This window comes from Rhodovulum steppense, assembly GCF_004339675.1.
GTDB lineage: Bacteria > Pseudomonadota > Alphaproteobacteria > Rhodobacterales > Rhodobacteraceae > Rhodovulum > Rhodovulum steppense.
The window spans coordinates 1-20,421 of record NZ_SLVM01000039.1; the positions used below are offsets into that span (position 1 = coordinate 1).

Genomic DNA, 20,421 nt, shown 5'->3' on the forward strand with positions numbered 1-20,421 from the left:
GGCCGAACTGCGCCACCTTGAACCACCCGAGACCATCGGTATGGTCGCCTGACCCGTTGAACGAAACGCCCTCCGGCAAACCCGGGGAGATTCAGGCCCTCGGCGTCCACACACTGCAGTTGGAAAACGTTCTTCGCCAGATCGACGCCGATCGTGCAAACATCCTTCATGGATGGCTCACCGCAACGGGCGATGGGCTCCGCGCACCCGAACCTCCGCGCCCGCAGTTCGGCTTGAACCTTGAACATCTCGCAATCGCCGATGTAACGGTCGGAATGGATTTCGGGGCTGTCCAGCGCCTTGAAGAAAGCGGCCCAGATCGGCACGAAGGATCGGCTGTGCCTTGCCTTCGGCATCGGTTTCACGGCCTTCAAGATGTTCGCGGGGCACGCGGTCGGGATCGGAAGCCCGTAACCCTCCGTGCAATCGCAACCGCAGCGCGGGCGGAAAAAACGCTTGCCGAGCCAAGCCCCGGTTCCGCAAATGATCCGGCAGCGCCAAGGACGAGTACCTTCCATGACCCCATCTTCCCCAGCCGTACCGCTCTGGCTGCTGGTCGCCCTTCAGGGCATCGTCTCGGCCGCAAGCCTTGTGGTCGAGATCGTCGCGGGGCGCATGATCGCGCCCTATGTGGGCATGTCGCTCTACACCTGGACGGCGATCATCGCCGTGGTGCTGGCGGGGTTCTCGGCCGGGCATTGGTGGGGCGGGCGGATCGCCGAGCGCGACAGTGCCGCCGCGTTGCGGCGCACCGGCTGGGCCATCGTGGGCGCTGCGCTGACCACGGGGGGCGCGGTTGTGCTGCTGCGCCAGGTCGCAGGGCCGGTGCTGGAGGCAGTATCCCAGCCGATGGCGGCGATCACGGTTCTGGCCGCGGCGGTGTTCTTCCTGCCCTCGTTCTTTGCAGGCGTTCCCGCGCCGGTCCTGTCCATCGTCGCGATCCGCAGCGGCGGGCGGTCGGGGCATGCGCTGGGGGCGATGTTCGCGTCCGGCGCGCTGGGGGCCATTGCGGGCACGCTGCTGGCGGGCTTCCTGTTCATCTCGTGGCTGGGCACGGCGATGACGCTGGCCGTCGTGACCGCCTGCTATGCCATCGTCGCGGCGATCCTGTTCCGGCTTGCCGCAAGGCCCGGGATCGGCGCGCCCGCGCTGGCGGCGCTGGTCGCTGCGCTGGGGCTGGCCGGCGGCGGGCTTGCCCTGCCCCGGATCTGCGATACCGAAAGCCAGTATTTCTGCATCCGCACCGTCGAACTTGTGCCCGAGGCGCCGGGCAGCGTGCGGCTGATGGTGCTGGATCATCTGGCCCATGGCATTTCGGGCCGCGACGACCCGACGCTGGCCTATACCGAACATTCCGCGATGCTGGACGGGATCACCCGGATGCGGATGCAGGACCGGGCCTTTCGCGCCTATTTCATCGGGGGAGGCAGCTATTCGGTGCCGCGCATCTGGGCGGCGCGCGCGGCGGGTTCGGTGACGGTGGCCGAGATCGACCCGCAGGTGACGCGGGCGGCGGCGCGGGATTTCTGGTTCGACCCCGCCACGACCGAGGTGCTGCACGAGGATGCCCGACGCGCGCTGCACAGGCGGCCCGAGGCGCGGTTCGACGTGGTGGTGGGCGACGCGTTCCACGACATCGCGGTGCCCGCGCATCTGGTGACGCGGGAATTCTTCGAACTGGTGCGCGACCGGCTGGTCGAGGACGGCATCTATGTGATGACGGTGATCGACCATGCCGACCGGCTGCGCGCGCTGGCCGCCATCGTTGCGACGCTGCGCGAGGTGTTCCCCGCGGTCGAGGTCTGGACCGAGATGCGCCCGCCCCTGCCCGGCGAACGGCGGGTCTTTGCGCTGGTGGCCGGGCAGACGCAAAGCCCGGTGGACGGCCTGACCCTGCGCGCGCCCGAGCCGCGCAGCTTCGGCGCACTGGACGACAGCTTCATCGAGGGGCTGCTGGCCGAACAGGCGCCGCCCGTGCTGACCGACGATTACGCTCCGATCGACCGGCTGGTGGGGCTGGGCAAGCTGATCGACTGAGGCTCAGGCGAACAGGTCGTGGCACAGCTCCAGCGCCTCGACCAGTTTGTCGACTTCGGCGCGGGTGTTGTACATCGCGAATGACGCCCGGCAGGTCGCGTTGACCCCCAGATGGTCCATCAGCGGCCCGGCGCAATGATGCCCGGCGCGCACCGCCACGCCCTTCTTGTCGAGCACGGTCGAGATGTCATGGGGATGCGCCGGGCCGTCCAGCGTGAACGAGAAGATCGCGCCCCGCCGGTCTGCATGGCCATGGACCTGCAACCAGTTCAATCCCTTCAGACGGTCCATCGCATAGGATCCGATATCCGCCTCATGGGCGGCGATCTTCTCCATCCCGACGCCCATCATGTAGTCGAGCGCCACGCCCAGGCCGATCTGCTGGACGATGCCGGGCGTGCCCGCCTCGAACTTCATCGGCGGGTCGGCATAGGTGACGATATCCTTGTGCACCTCGCGGATCATGTCGCCACCACCGAAGAAGGGCCGCATCTCGGCCAGACGCTCCTTGCGGATATGGATCGCGCCCGACCCCGAGGGGCCGTAAAGCTTGTGCCCCGTGACGACGTAGAAATCCGCCCCCAGCGCATCGACATCGACCGGCATGTGAACCGCGGCCTGGCTACCATCGACCAGCACCGGCACGCCGCGCTCGCGCGCGCCCCGCACGATGGCGGCCACATCGACCACGGTGCCCAGCACGTTCGACATATGGGTGACGGCAACCAGCCGTGTGCGCGGCCCGATCGCGTCAAGCACCGCCTGCGGATCCAGATTGCCCGCGCCGTCCACATCGACCCATTTCAGCACCACGCCCTGCCGTTCGCGCAGGAAATGCCATGGCACGATATTGGCGTGATGCTCCATCACCGACAGAACGATCTCGTCCCCGGCCTCAAACCGGGGCGCGGCCCAAGCATAGGAGACAAGGTTGATCCCCTCGGTCGCGCCCGAGGTGAACACGATCTCGTCCTCGTCCGCCGCCCCCAGAAAACGCGCGACGATCCCGCGCACGGCCTCGTATTTCTCGGTCGCGATGTTGGAAAGCGTGTGCAGGCCGCGGTGCACATTCGCGTATTCCTGCGCATAGGCCAGCGTCACCGCCTCGATCACCGCGCGGGGCTTTTGTGCCGATGCACCATTGTCGAGATAGACCAGCGGCTTGCCGTTCACCGTGCGGGACAGGATCGGGAAATCCGCGCGGATCTTCTCGACGTCATACATCCGAAAGCGCTCCGCCAAAGGTGATGCCGAGCAACGACATCAGGATGCTCATCCCGATGACGATCCCGAACATCGAGGCCAGGATCATGAAGAACGTCTTGATCGCCGATGGAAAGCCGTGAAGAACGGCTACGAAATTGCTGAGAAGATAGAAGAAAAGCCCGATACCGAACATCCCCACCAGACCGGCCAGCGGCGGCAGGATCAGCAGGCTCGCGGTCTGCACCACCTGCAGCAGCACCATGATGACCTGCAGCCAGACCGTTAGCGCCAGCGCACCCGCAAAGCTGCCGATGCCGCCGAAAAAACGCCCGATGCCATAGACCGCATAGACCGTCACCACCAGCAGCCCGCCCTGCACCACCGCGATCAGCAGCGGGTTCTCGCCGAAGATCGGCAGCAGCGGGTCCGTTGGCGTCGGCACCATGTAATCGCCGATCCGGGTCAGCAGCACGCTGACCGCGACCACCGCCATCAGCGCCTGCCAAAGCACGCCCTCCGGCAGGTCGAGCGCGAGGATGCGGCGCGCGCCTTCGCGGGGGTCGGTCACGGTGTCGCGCGCAAGCGCGAGCAGGGAGGGGGGGCTGTCGGACATGGAACGGTTTTCCTGAAACTCAGACACGGCCGCTTTTCTCGGCCTCGGCCAGAGACAACAACCAGATCGCCGCGAACGCAACCGTAAGAACCGACGCAATCAGGTTCGTTATCGCCCCCGCCCCCAGGAATCCGGCCAGAAGACCAAAGCCCAGGATCGCGGGCGACACCACCAGCAGCGTCCAGAACAACGCAAGCCGCGCGCCGTAGAACGTGCCCGCGCCGCCCATCATCCGGGCAAAGAGGTGACTGAACGCCGCGATCCCGTAGAAGAACAACGGCGCCAGAAACATCCAGCCAAACAGCGCCGCGCCCAGCAACGCCTCCAGCGGGACGGCGTCACTCATCAGGGATTCGCGCATCAGCCGCGGCCATTGCGCCACGAAGATCAGGAAACAGGCCAGCATCAGGTAGACCAGCGCGCGGTCCTCGCGCTGACCGGCCTGCAACTGTCGGCGGAGCGCGGCGCGCGGGCTGCGCCACGTCGCCACGATTTCCTTGATGATCGACATCCTACCCCCTGTGACGGGCCAGCCACTGGGCAAGCCGCTCGACGATCTCCTCGCGGATCTCCTCCGATTCGATCTCCTCGACCGCCTCGGCGATGAACGACAATACCATCATGTCGACCGCCTCGGCCCGCGGCACACCGCGCGAGCGCAGGTAGAACAGCGCCGTCTCGTCGATGGCCCCGCTGGTCGAGCCATGCGAACAGGCCACGTCATCGGCATAGATTTCCAGTTCGGGCTTGGCCAGGAACTGGCTGTCCCCGTCCAGCAGCAGCGATTGCGAAATCTGGTAGCCATCGGTCTTCTGCGCGCCGGGCTGCACAAGGATCTTGCCCTGGAAGACGCCGGTGGCGCCGTTCTTCAGCACCTTCTTGAAGACCTGGCGGCTTTCGCAGCGCTCGGCGTCATGGGTGACGAACACGGTATCGTCATGGTGGAAATCCGCCCCGTCCCCGACACAGGCACCCGCCACATGGGCCACGCCGTCGTCGCCCGTCAGCTCGATCACGCATTCATTGCGCGTGAGTGCGCCATTCGCGGTCATGGTGAAGGACTTGAACGCGCTTTCACGGCCAAGCCGGGCGAAGATATGGGTTGCCGCGCGCCGGTCATGGTCGCGTCCCTGCACCCGGACATGGTGGAAGGCGCCGCCATCGGCAATCTCGACCTCCATCACCTTGTTGAACCGCGCCGCGGACGGGCCGTTCTCCAGAACGGTCAGATCGGCGCCCGGCTCGATCTTGATGACATGGTGAAGAATCGCGTCAGAGGTATCCGACTCGTGCCGATAGATCAGGTTCACCGGCTTCTCGGCGCGGCCCGTCGCACGGATCAGAAAGCCATCGGTGGCAAAGGCCGTGTTCAGCGCCGCCAGCGGCCGGTCCACCGGCTCCTGTCCGCGCGCCTCCAGCGTGCCGTAAAGATCGGCGGCCCAGTGAATATCCTGACCCTGCGCCTCGGCCAGACGGGTGATCTCGACCCCCGCCAGCGCAGGATCGTCCGAGGCCGTAGCATCGAAGACCCCGTCGACGAAGACCAGCTTCACCCGGTCCATGCCGTCGAAAACCGGGATCTTCTGGCGCGCGTGATGCGTCGCGGGCACCGGCTCGGCGGACACGAAATCCGCAGGATCGGTAAATCGCCAGTATTCGTCGCGCCGCCCCGGCATGCCCATCGCCCGCACCCGCGCCAGCGCCGCCTCGCGCGCGAGCCGCGTCCAACCCGGCGCGGAAGGCAGGCACAGCGCAGCCAGCCGCACCTCGGTCGCGGTCAGTTTTGCCTGCGGCAAAGCCATCACGCCGCCTCCCCGATCAGGTCGGCATAGCCGTTCTTCTCGACCTCAAGCGCCAGTTCCGGCCCGCCGGTCTTGATGATCCGGCCATCCACCATGATGTGCACCACGTCCGGCACGATATGGTCCAGCAAACGCTGGTAATGCGTGATGACCAGGAAGCCGCGATCGGGGCTGCGCATCGCGTTGACGCCATCGGCCACCAGCTTCATCGCGTCCACGTCCAGCCCCGAATCGGTCTCGTCGAGGATGCAGACGCGGGGTTCCAGCATCGCCATCTGAAGGATCTCGTTGCGCTTCTTCTCGCCGCCCGAAAAGCCCATGTTCACCGGGCGCTTCAGCATCTCGGCGTCGATGTTCAACTCCTTCGCCTTCTCGCGCACCACCTTCAGGAATGTCGCCGCGTCCATCTCCTCTTCACCGCGGGCCTTGCGCTGGGCATTCACCGCCGTGCGCAGGAAGGTCATGTTGCCGACGCCCGGAATCTCGACCGGATACTGGAAGGCCAGAAAGACGCCAGCCGCCGCGCGTTCCTCGGGCTCCATCCCCAGAATGTCCTGGCCCAGAAGCGTCGCCGAGCCGTCCGTCACCTCATAACCGCCGCGGCCCGCAAGGACATAGGACAGCGTCGACTTGCCAGACCCGTTCGGCCCCATGATCGCATGCACCTTTCCCGCCTCGACGGTCAGGGTCAGCCCCTTGAGGATCTCCTTGCCCTCTTCCTCAAGAGAGGCGTGCAGATTCTTGATTTCCAGCATCTTTTTTCCTTCACTTCAGGGTGACGGCAATCCCCGACGCGGGAGCCATCTGCATGTTGTTGGAGATTTCATGTTCCAGATCGAGGACGCCCTCGGCGCTGCCGATCAGCATGCAAGTCCGCATGCCGTGGCGCGGGCAGTCAGGATCACGCCGAAGGTCGCAGGCGTGCCGCACGGGACGCGAACGGCCCTGCGAAAGAGGATTATCGGGTTCGGGTTGCGGGGCGCCGCTCAGAACTGGATGGTGAACGCCATGAGAACGAGCGAGTTCACCTCGGTCTGGGCCAATTGTGCAAGAACCCATTTCCCGCCGAAAAGCGTGGTCGCAAGTTCCGGAGTCCAATGCGCCAGGTTGTGCATCCCCGAAAGCCCGACCCCCACGCCAATGAGCTTGGCCGCGGTGATCGACGATCCCGAAGAAGCGCCAAGCTGGAACAGATGGCCCAGCGCAAGCGCGATCAGAAGCCCGCCCACCCCGGCAACGATCCACATACCCCAGCTCATGGTCTGAAACGGCATGACCGGCCCGAAATTCACGGCTGCTGAAAGTGCCATGCCAGCGGAGATGACGCCAATAAGGAACACGACGGCGATGCGGAGCGGTTCCCGTCCGTTCAGAACAAGCATGTGCAGGCCCGACCTGCGCCGGTTCCGCCCACGCCCGGAAAGAACGGGCGGCGCGTCGTTCCGTGGGGCGGCTTCCAAGCCCCGGTTCGCCTCGATGCGCGCGATCCTCGCTGAAAAGGAAGTGTCCGACACGACCATGCTCCGTCCGTATTCCGTCTGCCGAGGGCAATACGGATACAGGGGCATTTTGCCTAAAATTGGGCATAACCCGGCCAGACGGAAATTCTTTCGGGAAAACAATCACCCGACCGACCCTTCAAGGCTGATCGCAACGAGCTGCTGCGCCTCCATGGCGAACTCCATCGGCAGAGCCTGAAGCACTTCCTTGCAGAAACCGTTGACCACAAGGGCCACCGCCTCTTCCTCGTCCATGCCACGGGACCGGCAATAGAAAAGCTGGTCATCATCCACCTTGGACGTCGTCGCCTCATGTTCCACGCGGCTCGAATTGTTGCGCACCTCGATATAGGGCACCGTATGCGCGCCGCAGGTGCTGCCGATCAGCAGGCTGTCGCACTGGGTATAGTTGCGGCTGTTCTTGGCCTTGGGGTGCATGCTGACCAGCCCGCGATAGGTGTTCTGCGCATGGCCCGCGCTGATCCCCTTGGACACGATGCGCGACCGGGTGTTCTTGCCCAGATGCACCATCTTGGTGCCGGTATCGGCCTGCTGCCAGTTGTTGGTGATCGCGATCGAGTAGAACTCGCCCTGGCTGTCATCGCCGCGCAGGATGCAGGAAGGGTATTTCCAGGTGACGGCGGAGCCGGTCTCGACCTGCGTCCACATCACCTTGGACCGCGCGCCGCGGCAATCAGCGCGCTTGGTGACGAAGTTGTAGATGCCGCCCTTGCCGTTCTCGTCGCCCGGATACCAGTTCTGGACGGTGGAATATTTCACCTCTGCATCGTCCAGCACCACGATCTCCACCACCGCGGCGTGCAGTTGCGCCACGTCGCGCTGAGGTGCCGTGCAGCCCTCCAGGTAGGACACATAGGCGCCCTTGTCGGCGATGATCAGCGTGCGCTCGAACTGGCCGGTATTCTCGGCGTTGATGCGGAAATAGGTCGACAGCTCCATCGGGCAGCGCACGCCGGGCGGCACATAGACGAAGGAGCCATCCGAGAACACGGCCGAGTTCAGCGTGGCATAGAAATTGTCCGACTGCGGCACGACCGAGCCGAGATATTTCTTCACCAGGTCCGGGTGATTTCGGATCGCCTCGGAGATCGAACAGAAGATGACGCCCGCCTTTTCCAGCTCCTTCTGGAAGGTCGTGCCTACGCTGACCGAGTCGAACACCGCATCCACGGCCACCTTGCGCCCCTCGGCAGGCGCGTCCTCGGCGCCCTCGACGCCGGCAAGGATCATCTGCTCCTTCAACGGGATGCCGAGCTTCTTGTAGGTTTCCAGCAGCTTGGGATCGACCTCGTCCAGCGATTTCGGCTTTTCGGCCATGCTCTTGGGCCGGGCGTAATAATACTGCTTCTGGAAGTCGATCTCGGGATAGTCGACCATCGCCCAGTCGGGTTCCTCCAGTTGCTGCCAGCGCCGGAACGCGGCCAGCCGCCACTCGGTCATCCATTCGGGCTCTTCGTTCTTGGCCGAGATCAGCCGCACGATGTCCTCGTTGAGGCCCATCGGGGCGTATTCCATCTCGATCTCGGTTTCCCAGCCATGCTTGTACTTTCCCGCCATCGACTGGACGGTTTCGACGGTCTCGCGATCGACACCCTCGCGGATTTCCGTGACGCCTTCGCGATCGGCATTGTCCAAAGCAGCCATGTGATCCTTCCGCCTCTCCTGCCGGGCCCATCGGGACACCGGTTCAAACTCGTTTCAGCCCGCCCGGGCCCTGATCCTCGCCGCCGCCGCAAGCCATGCCTCGGCAAACCGCGTCACATCCTCTTCCCGCACCCCCGGCCCCAGCGAGACCCGCACCGCAGAGGCCGCCGCCGCCTCGCCCAGGCCCATCGCCCGCAGCACGCGGCTTGCGCGCAGCTTGCCCGAGGAACAGGCCGACCCCGCGGAGATCGCGAACCCGGCAAGATCCATCTGCATCACCTGTGTCTCGCCCTTCCAGCCCGGACTGGCAAAGCACGAGGTGTTCGGCAACCTTTGCGCAGCTTTCCCGACAAAAATAGTCTCGTTTGCGTCGGCCTCAACAGTCTTTTCTAGAATATTTCTAAATTGCTCGATTTCCGCCCATTTTCCAGCGGAAATATCACGCTCTGCCGCTTCTGCCGCCGCTCCGAACCCCGCGATGCCCACCACATTCTCGGTCCCGGCCCGTCGGCCCAGTTCCTGCCCGCCGCCGCGGATTCGCGCCTCCAGCTCGATTCCACGCCTCAGGATCAGCGCGCCGACCCCCTTGGGCCCCCCGATCTTGTGGGCCGAAACCAGCGCCATGTCACAGCCCAGCCAGTTGAACGCCACCGGCAGCTTGCCGAAACCTTGCGTCATGTCGCAGACCGCGATGCCCGGCGGCAGGTCCTGGATCACGCCGGTCTCGGAATTGGCCAATTGCAGCGCCGTCCGCGCGGGATCGGCCACGTTCACCCGCCCGTCCCTGTCCACCGGCAGGCAGGGATCGACCCAGGAAGCGACCGAATCATGCTCGATATCGCCCGAAACCAGCCCCCGCCCGGCACAGGCCAGCGCGGCGGCCTCGCTCGCGCCCGAGGTGAAGACGATTTCGGCCCCTTCGGCCCCCAGCGCCGAAGCGACCTGCGCGCGCGCCTTCTCGACCAGCGCGCGGGCCGCGCGCCCCTCGGCATGCACGCTCGACGGATTACCGACCACATCCATCGCCGCGATCATCGCCGCGCGTGCCTCGGGCCTCAGCGGCGCCGTCGCATTCCAGTCCAGATAGACGCGCCCGCGCATGCAATGCCCTTCTTCTGGCCCAAAATTCCCGGAGGAGTCCGGGCCGACAAACCGGGACGGCGCCCCCTAGTCCTCATCCACCACCTCGAACAGCGCCGGCACCGCCGGGCAGGGCGCCAGATCGTTCGCCACCACATCCGACAGCCGCGTCTGGTGCAGGAAGACATAGACATGCGCCGAAAGCCCCTCCCACAACCGGTTGGTCAGCGATTGCGCGCGCGAACCCGACACGCCGCCCGAGGCGCCCGCGCCCTTGTGCATCGCGCTCACCGTCTCGTCGACTGCCGCCAGAACATCGACCACCCGGATCTCCGACGCCGACCGCGCAAGCCGATAGCCGCCCCCCGGACCACGCACCGAGTCGACCAGACCCGCGCGCCGCAGCTTGACGAACAACTGTTCCAGATAGGGCAGCGAGATGTCCTGTCGCTTCGAAATCTCGGCCAGGGATACAAGTCCGTCTTCGGGAGTCAGCGCCAGATCGACCAGCGCGGCCATGGCATAGCGGCCCTTGGTGCTCAGTTTCATCGACACTCTCCAGCAGACGGTTGACGCAACGCGGGCGGCCCATTACCTCGGACAACACCCTGATCCCGCGCTCGCCGGGTAGTCCTGTCCTTATGTAGCCCGGCCCTGCTCGTCAAGAATCCGGGTCTCGTGAACGAGAAGAACAAAATAATGCCCGAGGTCATCTTTCCCGGCCCAGAAGGCCGTCTCGAAGGCCGATATCACCCGCAGAAAGACAAGGACGCGCCCATCGCCATCGTGCTGCACCCGCATCCGCAATTCGGCGGCACGATGAACAACCGGGTCGTCTACAACCTGCACTATGCGTTCCACCGCATGGGCTTTACCGTCCTGCGGTTCAATTTCCGTGGTGTCGGGCGCAGCCAGGGCGAATATGACCAGGGCATCGGCGAGTTGTCGGATGCCGCGGCCGCGCTCGATTACCTGCAATCCATGAACCAGAACGCCAAGCATTGCTGGGTCGCGGGCTTCTCCTTCGGGGCGTGGATCGGCATGCAGCTTCTGATGCGGCGGCCCGAGATCACCGGCTTCGTCTCGGTCAGCCCACCCGCCAACATGTACGATTTCTCGTTCCTCGCCCCCTGCCCGTCCTCGGGGCTGGTGATCCACGGCTCGGCCGACCGCGTCGCGCCACCCGCCGACACCCGCGCACTGGTGGACAAGCTGCACGAGCAGAAGGGCATCACCATCACCCATGACGAGATCGAGGGGGCGGACCATTTCTTCCAGGACCCGCATATGGACACGCTGATCGATCATGTGAGCACCTATGTCCGGCGCCGCCTGACCGAGGGCACCCGCTGACGGAGGCAAGGGCGTGGCGATTCTCGACGATCTTGCCGACACGCTGGCCCGCGAGGCGCTGGAACTGGCGGAACAGCTGGATGACGAGCGGCTGATCGACGAGATGGCCAAGGCGATCGGCGAATCCTCGCCCACCTCCCAGGAAGCGTTCATGACCGCTGTGCGCATCCGCCGCGCCCTTGGCCGCGGCCGCGCGGTGATGGAGCGCAAGCGCGGCACCCGCGCCCTGCCCCCGCCCGAACAGGGCGATCCCGCTTAGGGCCGACCAGAGGGGGCAGGCACGCACAGGCGCCCGGGGATTGGTGATTTGATGCGGGCAACGGCTCAGGCGACTCGCCGCAGCGCGCCGGGTCTCGCGACCGTCGCCGATCCCGACAGGACAAAGCCGGAAAGCGTGTCATCCAGATCGCCCGCCCCGCGGGCCATCCGGCTTCCCATGGCCGACATTTCCTCGGCAAGCGCGGCATTGGCCTGCAGGCTCGCATCAATCCGCGCGACCGCGCCGTTCATTTCGGACAGCGCATCGGCCTGTGCCCGGGCGGCCTGGGTGATCGCGCTCACGCGCAGGCTGGCATGGTCGATCTCGGCGCCGATCCCGTCCAGCGCCCCGCCCGCCCGCGTCACGAGCGCGGCGCCGTTGGCAACATGGTCGGCCGAGTTCTGGATCAGCGACTTGATGTCGCGCGCCGCGTTGCCGGTGCTCTGGGCCAGAGCCCGCACCTCGGATGCAACCACGGCAAAGCCCTTGCCCGCCTCGCCCGCCCGCGCCGCCTCGACACCCGCATTCAAGGCCAGAAGGTTGGTCTGGAACGAGATGTCGTCGATCAACTGGATGATCGACGATATCTCGGAAGAGCTTTTTTCGATCAGCGTCATCGCCCCGATCGCCTCGCGCACCACCGCAGCCGCGTCCGCCGCGCTGCGTGACGCGGTCGCCGTCCCCTCGCTGACCTCCTGCACACCATCGGCGGTCTCGGCCAGCGAGGCGGACAGACCGCTCAGCGCGCGGGCAACCTCGGTCACGTCATTGGCCTGCCCTTCGACCCGCATCGAGACATTGTCAGCCGTCTGGGCGATGGCGGAGGCCTCGCGATGGACATCGGAGGCCGTGGCGATCGCGCCGCCGAGGCTTTCGGACAGCATCGCCACCGCGGTGTTGAAATCCTGCCGCAACGCCTCGTGCGCCGCAGGCAGGGGGGCATCAATGGTGCAACGCAGATCGCCGGCGGCCAGCCGTTCCAGCGACGCGCCAAGGGTATCGACCACCATCTCGGTATCCGCGCCGGACTGTTCGGCGGCCTGCCGAGCGATCTCGGCCTCCTGCGCAAGCGTCCGGGATTCCTGCCTTTGCGTCACCAGGGCGGCGCGCTGGCGCTGGGCCTGCAGCATCGAGATCGTCAGGATGGCGCCCTCGATCACCACGATCCCGCCATGCAGCGCGGTCCGCCCCAGATTGGCGGCCAGATCGGCCGACGGGTAGACCAGCGCGGGCATCACGAAGCCGAGCGACAGGTGATGCACCGCCGTCACCGCGCAGGCCAGGATCAGCGCGGGCACGCTGCGCATCGTCGAGACGATGGCGAGCATCGCGAAGAACATCATGTGCGAATCGATCTGCCAGCCGTGACCGGCCAGCGCGGCCGTGAACAGCGCCGATTGCCCGATCAGTCCGACCGCGATCACCTCGCGCCGCCACGCGCGGCCGGTGCGGCGGGCGAGAATCCCCGCCCCGGCAAACAGCGACGCCATAACCAGCACCGGCAAGACCGCGTTACCGGCCAGCCAGGCCGCCACGATCGGCACCGGCAGCATCCCGACAAGCGCCCGTTCGGCCAGCTTGCAGGCCCCGCGCTCGGCGGTCAGATCGTCGATATCGCTCGTGGTCTCTCTCCACCAAAGCCGCAAAGCGTCAACAGCGCCTCGGCGTCCAGCACTGCCCAGGCCCCGGCGGCGCGCGCCTGTGCAGGCCGGTCCAGCACCGCGAAGCGCGCGATCGGGGCGATGCGCGGGCCGATCTCCTGGCCCCCCGCCGCCGCGATTGCCGCCGCCGCGCCCCCGGGCGGTGCGATCACCAGCGCCGGCCGACCCGCCACCGCCGGTCCCGCCATGACCAGCGTCACCGGCACCGTGGCGAGCGCCAGCATCAGCGTCAGCCCCAGCAGGGCGGCATCGGAGAGGGTCGCGCGTGTCACGCCCAAAGCGATGCGCCGGGATGCTTGCCAAAGGATGAACAAGGACGCGCAAAGGACGATTTTTCCGCGGCCGATCCGCTTCCTGTGCGCGCCCGCCTGCCATTCGTGCAGGCATTCGCCGCCCGGAAGCGCCGCCGGGCGCCGGGGTCTGCCGGATTGCCCCCCGGGCCACAGATCCCCCTGTCCGCGCGCCTTGGGTCCACCACGGTATACCAGCGCATACCGCTCTGGCCTGATCCGGTGAAATCGGCTATGACCCGAACGATGCACGATTCCCGCAATCCTGAACGAGGGGCCACATGACGAAGATCAAAGTCGACAACCCGGTCGTCGAACTCGACGGCGACGAGATGACCCGGATCATCTGGGACTTCATCAAGAAGAAGCTGATCCTGCCCTATCTCGATGTCGACCTTCTGTATTACGATCTCGGCATCGAGGAACGCGACCGGACCGACGACCAGATCACCATCGACGCCGCCGAGAAGATCAAGGAGGTCGGCGTCGGCGTGAAATGCGCCACGATCACCCCCGACGAGGCGCGCGTCGAGGAATTCGGCCTCAAGAAGATGTGGAAATCGCCCAACGGCACGATCCGCAACATCCTGGGCGGCGTCGTCTTCCGCGCCCCGATCATCTGCCGCAACGTCCCCCGCCTGGTGCCCGGCTGGACCCAGCCCATCGTGATCGGCCGCCACGCCTTCGGCGACCAGTACCGCGCGACCGACATCAAGTTCCCCGGCCCCGGCACGCTGAGCCTGAAATTCGTGGGCGAGGACGGCACCGTGATCGAGGAAGAGGTCTACAAGGCGCCGTCCTCGGGCATCTACATGGGGATGTACAATCTCGACCAGTCGATCATCGACTTCGCCCGGGCCTCGATGAACTATGCGCTGTCGATGGGCTGGCCGCTTTACCTCAGCACCAAGAACACCATCCTCAAACAGTATGACGGCCAGTTCATGCTCCTGTTCCAGAAGGTGTTCGACGAGGAATTCGCCGACCGCTTCAAGGCCAAGGGCATCACCTACGAACACCGCCTGATCGACGACATGGTGGCCTGCGCGATGAAGTGGAATGGCGGCTTCGTCTGGGCCTGCAAGAACTATGACGGCGATGTGCAGTCCGACACCGTGGCACAGGGCTTCGGCAGCCTCGGGCTGATGACCAGCGCGCTGATGACGCCCGACGGCCGGATCGTCGAGGCCGAGGCGGCCCATGGCACCGTCACCCGCCACTACCGCCAGCACCAGCGCGGCGAGGAAACCTCGACCAACTCGGTCGCCTCGATCTACGCTTGGACGGGCGGGCTGAAGCATCGCGCCAAGCTGGACGGCAATGACCGGCTCGCTCATTTCGCGGAGACGCTGGAACGGGTGGTGGTCGAAACGGTCGAGGCGGGCGACATGACCAAGGATCTGGCGCTGCTGGTCGGGCCTGACCAGAAATGGCTGACCACCATGGGCTTCCTGGAAAAGGTCGACGAGAACCTGAACAGGGCGCTGGCGGGCTGAGGCGCGGGCGGGTTGCACCCGCCCACCCGAATACCGGGCCGCATGTCGTCAGGGCATGCGGCCCCCCGGGGACGCCATCCGGCTGGACAATTCCGTCCGGCAACGGCATTTCCGGATCATGCAGCTCTCCGCTCCCCGCCACAGCCTGCTTGACGACGCCCAGGGGCTGATCGTCGGCACGCTTCTGGTGGCGATCTCGGTGCAGTTGCTCAGTGCCGCGGGGCTGGTCACCGGCCAGATCGCGGGGCTGGCGCTGGTGGCTTCCTATGCCTCCGGCTGGTCCTTCGGCGCCGTCTTCTTCGCGCTCAACCTGCCCTTCTACCTGCTGGCACTGCGCCGCATGGGGCGGGCCTTCACGCTCAAGACCCTTGCCGCCGTGGCTCTCCTCTCGGTGTTCACGGAAACGCTTCCCCATGTCATGAGCCTTGGCCCCATCCAGCCGCTGGCGGCCGCGATCCTGGCAGGCGTGACCGCGGGCGCGGGGCTCCTTGCGCTTTTCCGCCATGGGGCGAGCCTTGGCGGCGTCGGCATCGTGGCGGTCTGGCTGCAGGACAGGCATGGCATCCGCGCGGGTTGGGTGCAGCTTGGCTTCGACGCGGCGGTCTTTGCGCTGGCCGCAGCCGTGATCGCGCCGCTGACCCTGCTCTGGTCGCTGATCGGGGCGGTCGTGCTGAATGTCATCATCGCCACCAATCACCGTCGCGACCGATATGTCGCCCGCTAGACCATCAGGACACAGCCCCATGCCGAAATCCTACATTTTTCTTCTGGTCGCCATTCTGACCGAAACCATCGGCACATCGGCGCTTCAGGCCAGCCAGCAATTCAGCCGGCTCGTTCCGTCGATCATCGTCGTGGTCGGCTACGCCCTGTCATTCTACTTCCTCGCCCTCGCGCTCAAAACCATACCGGTCGGGATCGCCTATGCCATCTGGTCGGGGCTGGGGATCGTCCTGATCGCGCTGATCGGCTGGTGGGTCTTCGGCCAGCGGATCGACCTGCCCGCGGTTCTGGGCATGGCGATGATCCTTGCGGGTATCCTGGTGATCCACCTCTTCTCGAAAAGCGCGGCGCATTAGCATTGGCGCTGGCCTTTTGGGGCAAAAGCCACTATCCGCAGCGCAAATCCCCCAGAGGCAAGACCCATGGACATTCGCAACATTGCGATCATCGCGCATGTGGACCACGGCAAGACGACGCTTGTGGACCAGCTCCTGAAACAATCCGGTTCCTTCCGCGAGAACCAGGCGGTGGCCGAACGCGCGATGGATTCCAACGACCTGGAACGCGAACGCGGCATCACCATCCTGGCCAAGGCCACCTCGGTCGACTGGGACGGGCATCGGGTGAACATCGTCGACACCCCCGGCCACGCCGATTTCGGCGGCGAGGTCGAGCGGATCCTGTCGATGGTCGACGGTGTCGTGCTGCTGGTCGATGCCGCCGAAGGGCCGATGCCGCAGACCAAGTTCGTCACCTCCAAGGCGCTGGCGCTGGGGCTGCGTCCCATCGTGGTGCTGAACAAGGTCGACAAGCCCGAGGCCGAACCCGACCGGGCGCTGGACGAGGTGTTCGACCTTTTCGCCAATCTCGGCGCGAATGACGAACAGCTCGATTTCCCGCATATGTATGCCTCGGGCCGGTCGGGCTGGGCCGATCTCACGCTGGACGGGCCGCGCAAGGACCTGCATGCGCTCTTTGACCTGATCCTTGACCATGTGCCCGCGCCGAAGCAATTGGCCCATGTCGATGAACCCTTCCGCATGCTGGCCACGACGCTGTCGGCCGACCCCTTCATCGGCCGCATCCTGACCGGACGGATCGAGTCGGGCCGGGTGCGCTCGGGCGACACGATCAAGGCGCTGTCGCGCAGCGGCGAGGAACTGGAACGCTTCCGCGTCTCGAAGGTGCTGGCCTTCCGCGGGCTGTCGCAGACCGCCATCGACATGGGCGAGGCGGGCGATATCGTGACGCTGGCGGGCATGTCGAAAGCCACCGTCGCCGACACGCTCTGCGCGACCGCCGTGACCGAGCCCCTGCCCGCCCAGCCCATCGACCCGCCGACGATTTCCGTCACCTTCGGCATCAATGACAGCCCGCTGGCGGGCCGCGAGGGCAAGAAGGTGCAATCGCGCGTGATTCGCGAGCGGCTGATGAAAGAGGCCGAACTGAACGTCGCGATCAAGGTGACCGACACCCCGGGCGGCGAGGCGTTCGAGGTCGCGGGCCGCGGCGAATTGCAGATGGGCGTGCTGATCGAGAACATGCGCCGCGAAGGGTTCGAACTGTCGATCTCGCGCCCGCGGGTGCTGATGCGCGAGGAGAACGGCCAGAAGCTGGAGCCGGTCGAAGAGGTCACCATCGACGTCGACGACGACTATTCCGGCGTCGTGATCGAGAAGCTGAGCGGCCCCCGCCGCGGCGAGATGGTCGAGATGCGGCCCGCGGGCGCGGGCAAGACCCGGATCGTGGCCCACGTCCCCTCGCGCGGGCTGATCGGCTATCATGGCGAGTTCCTGACCGACACCCGCGGCACAGGTGTTCTGAACCGCGTGTTCCATGAATGGGCGCCCTACAAGGGACCGATCCCGGGGCGCCGGGCGGGCGTTCTGATCTCGATGGAGAACGGGGTTTCGGTCGCCTACGCGCTGTTCAATCTCGAGGAACGCGGACGGCTTTTCATCGGCGCGCAGGAGCCCGTCTATGAGGGCATGATCATCGGCGAGCACAGCCGCGACAACGACCTGGAAGTGAACCCGCTGAAAGGCAAGAAGCTGACCAATATCCGCGCCTCAGGCACCGACGAGGCGGTGCGGCTGACCACGCCGGTCAGGATGAGCCTGGAAGAAGCCATCGCCTATATCGACGATGACGAGCTGGTGGAGGTGACCCCCAGCGCGATCCGTCTGCGCAAGCGCTTCCTCGATCCGCACGAACGCAAGCGCCAATCCCGCGCGGCGGGCTGAGAACCGGCCCCTCGCGGGGCCGGGCGCCTTCGGCGCGTGGGTATTTGGACCAAGAAGAAGACCAGGGCGGGGCAAGACCTTTCGAGCCGGACTCCCCGTCATGACAGCCCTTCTGCGATGAATCCGCGGAAATGGCCGATGCTCAAGGCGTTTCCGGGCGGCCTGCTCCTGATTTCTGCGCAGGCGGCGGTGGTCATTCTGCCTTGCCCTCCGGATCTGCACGTTCCGGGCTGCCCCGGCCAGGGCTTCCGGTCGCATCCGGTCAATGGTTCCGGGGGCGTTGTTGCAGAACTCGTGCCGTGAAGGATTCACATCACGAATCCATGCGGTTAGACGGGTGGCATGAGCAAGCCCAAGCCGACCCGATACCGCACGACGAACTGGTCTAGCGCTGCTCACCCCTGCCGACATGCTGGCTCGCCGCTTCGGCGTCTCGCGCCGGACGATCCACAACACGCTGCGCAGGGCCAAAGACGCGCACCCTGCCCGAACCAGAACGATCAGCACCCGCTTGAGCGCGCGCGAACTGGCGGGTTGTCAGGCCGCGCTGGCGCGGCGCGGCATCACCGACCACCCCGCCGCCCTGCGTCGCCTGATGGGTGCTGCGGACGTGCTGCTTCGCCCGACGGATCAGGTCGTGATCGACCGGATGCAGGCCTGGGGCGCGCAGACCGCTACCCATGGTGCTGCGATCGACCACATCGCCCGCAAGCTGAACGAGGCCAAGCTGCGCGGCCGCCCCACGGTCTTCACGGTCGAAGGCATGAAGACGATCCGCACCTTCGCGGGGGTCTTTATGGGCTTCGTCGAAGAGTTCCGGACCCTCTGGGAGGCACGGCAAGCAGCGATGACGCGAGAGGTCGACAAGGCGCTGGAAGGGGCGGCAACCTCCGCATCCGGCAGCAGGTTGTCGAAGGCCGCGGCGACTGGATCGCCCTGCCATTTGGCCTTGGATAGCGGCAGGGCACTGGCCACGGGAAAGGCCGCGGCGGACCCGAGCCATGCCGGGTCATAAGTGAAGCCGATGGCACCATCGGTCGCTCGTGTCAGCGTGCCGAACCGCGACATCGCGGCGCTGTTGGCGTTCGGTCTGCTGCGGAAAGGCGAAGGGGGCGGCCGCAGCACGCATTACAAGCTGGTGCTGTAGAGACTTTGCCGCCCCGCTTGCCCGCGTGTTCAAATTTCCTTATGTTGAATACAAGAAGACGGAGGCCGCCATGTCCCGAACCACGACGATGACTGTCCGCATCAGCGGCGCGCTAAGCGAGTTCGTGGCGTCGAACGTGGGCGAGAACGGCGCTTACGAGAACATCAGCGAGTATGTGCGCGACCTGATCCGGCGCGACAAGGAGCGGGTGGAGCGCGAGGCATACGACCGGCTGAAGGCGGAACTGACGCTTGCCTTCGCAGCCCCCGAGGAAAGCTATCGCACCTTGACTGCTGCCGAGGTGATCGCCCGGAACCAGGGCTGAAGACGTGGCCATCCGCGTCCAGGAAGCCGCTTCGCTGCGGCTTGACGAGATTTACCGTTACACGCGCGACTGCTGGGGGGCCGAGCAGGCTGATCGGTACATCACCGGCCTGTTCGAGGCCTTCGACAAGATCGAAAGCCATGGCATCCTGTCCCGCCCCATCCCGGCCGAATTCGGGGTCGAAGGCATCTACTTCCGCCACGAACATCACGTCGTATATTGGCGGCGGCTTTCGAACGGAGACGTGGGCATCGTGACGATCCTGCATGAACGCATGCACCAGATGGATCGGTTCAGGGAGGCGGGCAGAACCTGAAGACTGTCCCCACGCACTGGCATCGGAAAGGCGGCCTTGGGCAAGCTGATCCGGATCGGACGGATGGACGCAGGATCCGACCACGATTGCGCCCCCCCGGGGGGAAGGCAAAACGCAGGACGCAGAACGCAGAACGCAGAACGCAGAACGCAGAACGCAGAACGCAGAACGCAGAACGCAGAACGCAGAACGCAGAACGGGAATGTCTCCGGGATCATAAATTACCATTATTATCCACAGAACATATTGACTACATATGATCCCACGATCATCTTAATCGGGAAAGGATCACCCCGATGGATCAGATCGCCCGCACCACCAAGGATCTCGGCCAGGTCCTGCGCACCGCGCGCAAGGCCAAGGGCCTGACGCAGGCCGAACTGGCCGCCCGGGCGGGCGTCTGGCAGCGTACGGTGTCCAACATCGAGACCGGCGCCAGCGGGGCCAAGGCGGAGACGATCTTCGACCTGCTGGCAGCGCTCGACCTCGAACTGCGGATCGTGCCGCGCAGCAAGATGACCCCGCGTGACCTCGAGGACATCTTCTGATGGGGCGCAAGCGCGCCTATGCGCCGCTCGATGTCTACATGAACGGCCGCCGCGTTGGACAATTGTTGGATGTCACTGAGAACTGACCCAGCGGCAGTCGGAATTGTCATTGAGATTTGACCCATGTGGAACCTTGCCCCTGACGGAGTTCGTCGGGG

Annotated in this window: 25 protein-coding genes; 12 read left to right on the forward strand and 13 right to left on the reverse strand. The window is 65.6% G+C overall.

Annotation, left to right across the window (positions count from 1 at the left end):
- Positions 1 to 374: hypothetical protein (locus tag EV216_RS18515; protein ID WP_207894025.1), on the reverse strand; the 374-nt coding region annotated here is incomplete at its 3' end.
- 142 nt (positions 375 to 516) lie between these two features.
- Here EV216_RS18515 and EV216_RS17140 point away from each other — a divergent pair.
- Complete coding sequence (locus EV216_RS17140; protein ID WP_132696950.1) at positions 517 to 2,037, forward strand: fused MFS/spermidine synthase; 1,521 nt, start codon at positions 517 to 519, stop codon at positions 2,035 to 2,037.
- A 3-nt stretch (positions 2,038 to 2,040) separates the two neighbouring features.
- On the opposite strand, the gene EV216_RS17145 is transcribed toward EV216_RS17140, so the two are convergent.
- The 9 genes from EV216_RS17145 to iscR form a co-directional block, all read right to left on the reverse strand.
- Entirely contained in the window at positions 2,041 to 3,261 is a 1,221-nt protein-coding gene (locus tag EV216_RS17145; protein WP_132696952.1) for a cysteine desulfurase, read from the reverse strand.
- Positions 3,254 to 3,856, reverse strand: coding sequence for a YIP1 family protein (locus EV216_RS17150; RefSeq protein WP_132696954.1), 603 nt, complete (start codon positions 3,854 to 3,856; stop codon positions 3,254 to 3,256). The genes EV216_RS17145 and EV216_RS17150 overlap by 8 nt, the downstream gene beginning before the upstream one ends.
- Positions 3,857 to 3,875: 19 nt before the next feature.
- Entirely contained in the window at positions 3,876 to 4,367 is a 492-nt protein-coding gene (locus EV216_RS17155) for a YIP1 family protein (RefSeq protein ID WP_132696956.1), read from the reverse strand.
- 1 nt (position 4,368) lies between these two features.
- Complete coding sequence (sufD, locus tag EV216_RS17160; RefSeq protein WP_132696958.1) at positions 4,369 to 5,658, reverse strand: Fe-S cluster assembly protein SufD; 1,290 nt, start codon at positions 5,656 to 5,658, stop codon at positions 4,369 to 4,371.
- The gene (sufC, locus tag EV216_RS17165; RefSeq protein ID WP_132696960.1) at positions 5,658 to 6,413 is read right to left on the reverse strand and encodes a Fe-S cluster assembly ATPase SufC; all 756 of its coding nucleotides are present in this window, start codon (positions 6,411 to 6,413) and stop codon (positions 5,658 to 5,660) included. Before sufC ends, sufD begins: the two co-directional genes overlap by 1 nt.
- 231 nt (positions 6,414 to 6,644) lie before the next feature.
- Positions 6,645 to 7,178, reverse strand: coding sequence for a hypothetical protein (locus tag EV216_RS17170; RefSeq protein ID WP_132696962.1), 534 nt, complete (start codon positions 7,176 to 7,178; stop codon positions 6,645 to 6,647).
- 102 nt (positions 7,179 to 7,280) lie between these two features.
- Complete coding sequence (gene sufB, locus EV216_RS17175) at positions 7,281 to 8,822, reverse strand: Fe-S cluster assembly protein SufB (RefSeq protein WP_132696964.1); 1,542 nt, start codon at positions 8,820 to 8,822, stop codon at positions 7,281 to 7,283.
- A gap of 54 nt (positions 8,823 to 8,876) precedes the next feature.
- Positions 8,877 to 9,923: a cysteine desulfurase family protein gene (locus EV216_RS17180; protein WP_132696966.1), complete on the reverse strand. Its 1,047-nt coding sequence runs from the start codon at positions 9,921 to 9,923 to the stop codon at positions 8,877 to 8,879.
- Between the two features lie 66 nt (positions 9,924 to 9,989).
- Positions 9,990 to 10,451: a Fe-S cluster assembly transcriptional regulator IscR gene (gene iscR / locus EV216_RS17185; RefSeq protein ID WP_132696968.1), complete on the reverse strand. Its 462-nt coding sequence runs from the start codon at positions 10,449 to 10,451 to the stop codon at positions 9,990 to 9,992.
- Between the two features lie 150 nt (positions 10,452 to 10,601).
- Between iscR and EV216_RS17190 the strand changes: the two genes are divergently transcribed.
- Together EV216_RS17190 and EV216_RS17195 are read left to right on the forward strand one after the other, a co-directional pair.
- Positions 10,602 to 11,255, forward strand: coding sequence for an alpha/beta hydrolase (locus EV216_RS17190; protein WP_132696970.1), 654 nt, complete (start codon positions 10,602 to 10,604; stop codon positions 11,253 to 11,255).
- A 13-nt stretch (positions 11,256 to 11,268) separates the two neighbouring features.
- A complete protein-coding gene (locus EV216_RS17195) occupies positions 11,269 to 11,514 on the forward strand; it encodes a hypothetical protein (protein WP_132696972.1) in 246 nt (81 codons plus the stop codon).
- Between the two features lie 65 nt (positions 11,515 to 11,579).
- Here EV216_RS17195 and EV216_RS17200 read toward each other — a convergent pair whose 3' ends face one another.
- Together EV216_RS17200 and EV216_RS17205 are read right to left on the reverse strand one after the other, a co-directional pair.
- Positions 11,580 to 13,160, reverse strand: a complete 1,581-nt coding sequence (locus EV216_RS17200; RefSeq protein WP_132696974.1) for a methyl-accepting chemotaxis protein — start codon at positions 13,158 to 13,160, stop codon at positions 11,580 to 11,582.
- A complete protein-coding gene (locus tag EV216_RS17205; RefSeq protein ID WP_243642124.1) occupies positions 13,115 to 13,447 on the reverse strand; it encodes a hypothetical protein in 333 nt (110 codons plus the stop codon). The genes EV216_RS17200 and EV216_RS17205 overlap by 46 nt, the downstream gene beginning before the upstream one ends.
- 299 nt (positions 13,448 to 13,746) lie before the next feature.
- Between EV216_RS17205 and EV216_RS17210 the strand changes: the two genes are divergently transcribed.
- The 5 genes from EV216_RS17210 (at position 13,747) to EV216_RS17230 (ending at position 18,230) form a co-directional block, all read left to right on the forward strand.
- Complete coding sequence (locus EV216_RS17210) at positions 13,747 to 14,961, forward strand: NADP-dependent isocitrate dehydrogenase (RefSeq protein ID WP_132696976.1); 1,215 nt, start codon at positions 13,747 to 13,749, stop codon at positions 14,959 to 14,961.
- A gap of 118 nt (positions 14,962 to 15,079) precedes the next feature.
- Positions 15,080 to 15,685: a YitT family protein gene (locus EV216_RS17215; protein ID WP_207894026.1), complete on the forward strand. Its 606-nt coding sequence runs from the start codon at positions 15,080 to 15,082 to the stop codon at positions 15,683 to 15,685.
- A 19-nt stretch (positions 15,686 to 15,704) separates the two neighbouring features.
- Positions 15,705 to 16,040 (forward strand): DMT family transporter, encoded by a 336-nt coding sequence (locus tag EV216_RS17220; RefSeq protein WP_132696980.1) that lies wholly within the window; start codon positions 15,705 to 15,707, stop codon positions 16,038 to 16,040.
- A 66-nt stretch (positions 16,041 to 16,106) separates the two neighbouring features.
- Positions 16,107 to 17,927, forward strand: coding sequence for a translational GTPase TypA (gene typA, locus EV216_RS17225; RefSeq protein ID WP_132696982.1), 1,821 nt, complete (start codon positions 16,107 to 16,109; stop codon positions 17,925 to 17,927).
- Between the two features lie 117 nt (positions 17,928 to 18,044).
- On the forward strand, positions 18,045 to 18,230 hold the full coding sequence (locus EV216_RS17230) for a hypothetical protein (protein WP_132696984.1): 186 nt from the start codon (positions 18,045 to 18,047) through the stop codon (positions 18,228 to 18,230).
- Between the two features lie 327 nt (positions 18,231 to 18,557).
- On the opposite strand, the gene EV216_RS17235 is transcribed toward EV216_RS17230, so the two are convergent.
- On the reverse strand, positions 18,558 to 18,995 hold the full coding sequence (locus EV216_RS17235) for a HipA N-terminal domain-containing protein (protein ID WP_132696986.1): 438 nt from the start codon (positions 18,993 to 18,995) through the stop codon (positions 18,558 to 18,560).
- Between EV216_RS17235 and EV216_RS18800 the strand changes: the two genes are divergently transcribed.
- The 4 genes from EV216_RS18800 (at position 18,952) to EV216_RS17250 (ending at position 20,263) form a co-directional block, all read left to right on the forward strand.
- Positions 18,952 to 19,074, forward strand: a complete 123-nt coding sequence (locus tag EV216_RS18800; protein WP_279388227.1) for a hypothetical protein — start codon at positions 18,952 to 18,954, stop codon at positions 19,072 to 19,074. The two genes, EV216_RS17235 and EV216_RS18800, sit on opposite strands and share 44 nt — an antisense overlap.
- Before the next feature lie 70 nt (positions 19,075 to 19,144).
- The gene (locus EV216_RS17240; protein ID WP_132696988.1) at positions 19,145 to 19,399 is read left to right on the forward strand and encodes a ribbon-helix-helix domain-containing protein; all 255 of its coding nucleotides are present in this window, start codon (positions 19,145 to 19,147) and stop codon (positions 19,397 to 19,399) included.
- A gap of 4 nt (positions 19,400 to 19,403) precedes the next feature.
- Positions 19,404 to 19,715 (forward strand): type II toxin-antitoxin system RelE/ParE family toxin, encoded by a 312-nt coding sequence (locus EV216_RS17245; RefSeq protein ID WP_132696990.1) that lies wholly within the window; start codon positions 19,404 to 19,406, stop codon positions 19,713 to 19,715.
- Between the two features lie 296 nt (positions 19,716 to 20,011).
- Positions 20,012 to 20,263 carry a helix-turn-helix domain-containing protein gene (locus EV216_RS17250; RefSeq protein ID WP_132696992.1) on the forward strand — a complete coding sequence of 84 codons (252 nt, stop codon included), beginning with the start codon at positions 20,012 to 20,014 and terminating at the stop codon, positions 20,261 to 20,263.
- The last annotated feature ends 158 nt before the right edge of the window (positions 20,264 to 20,421 follow it).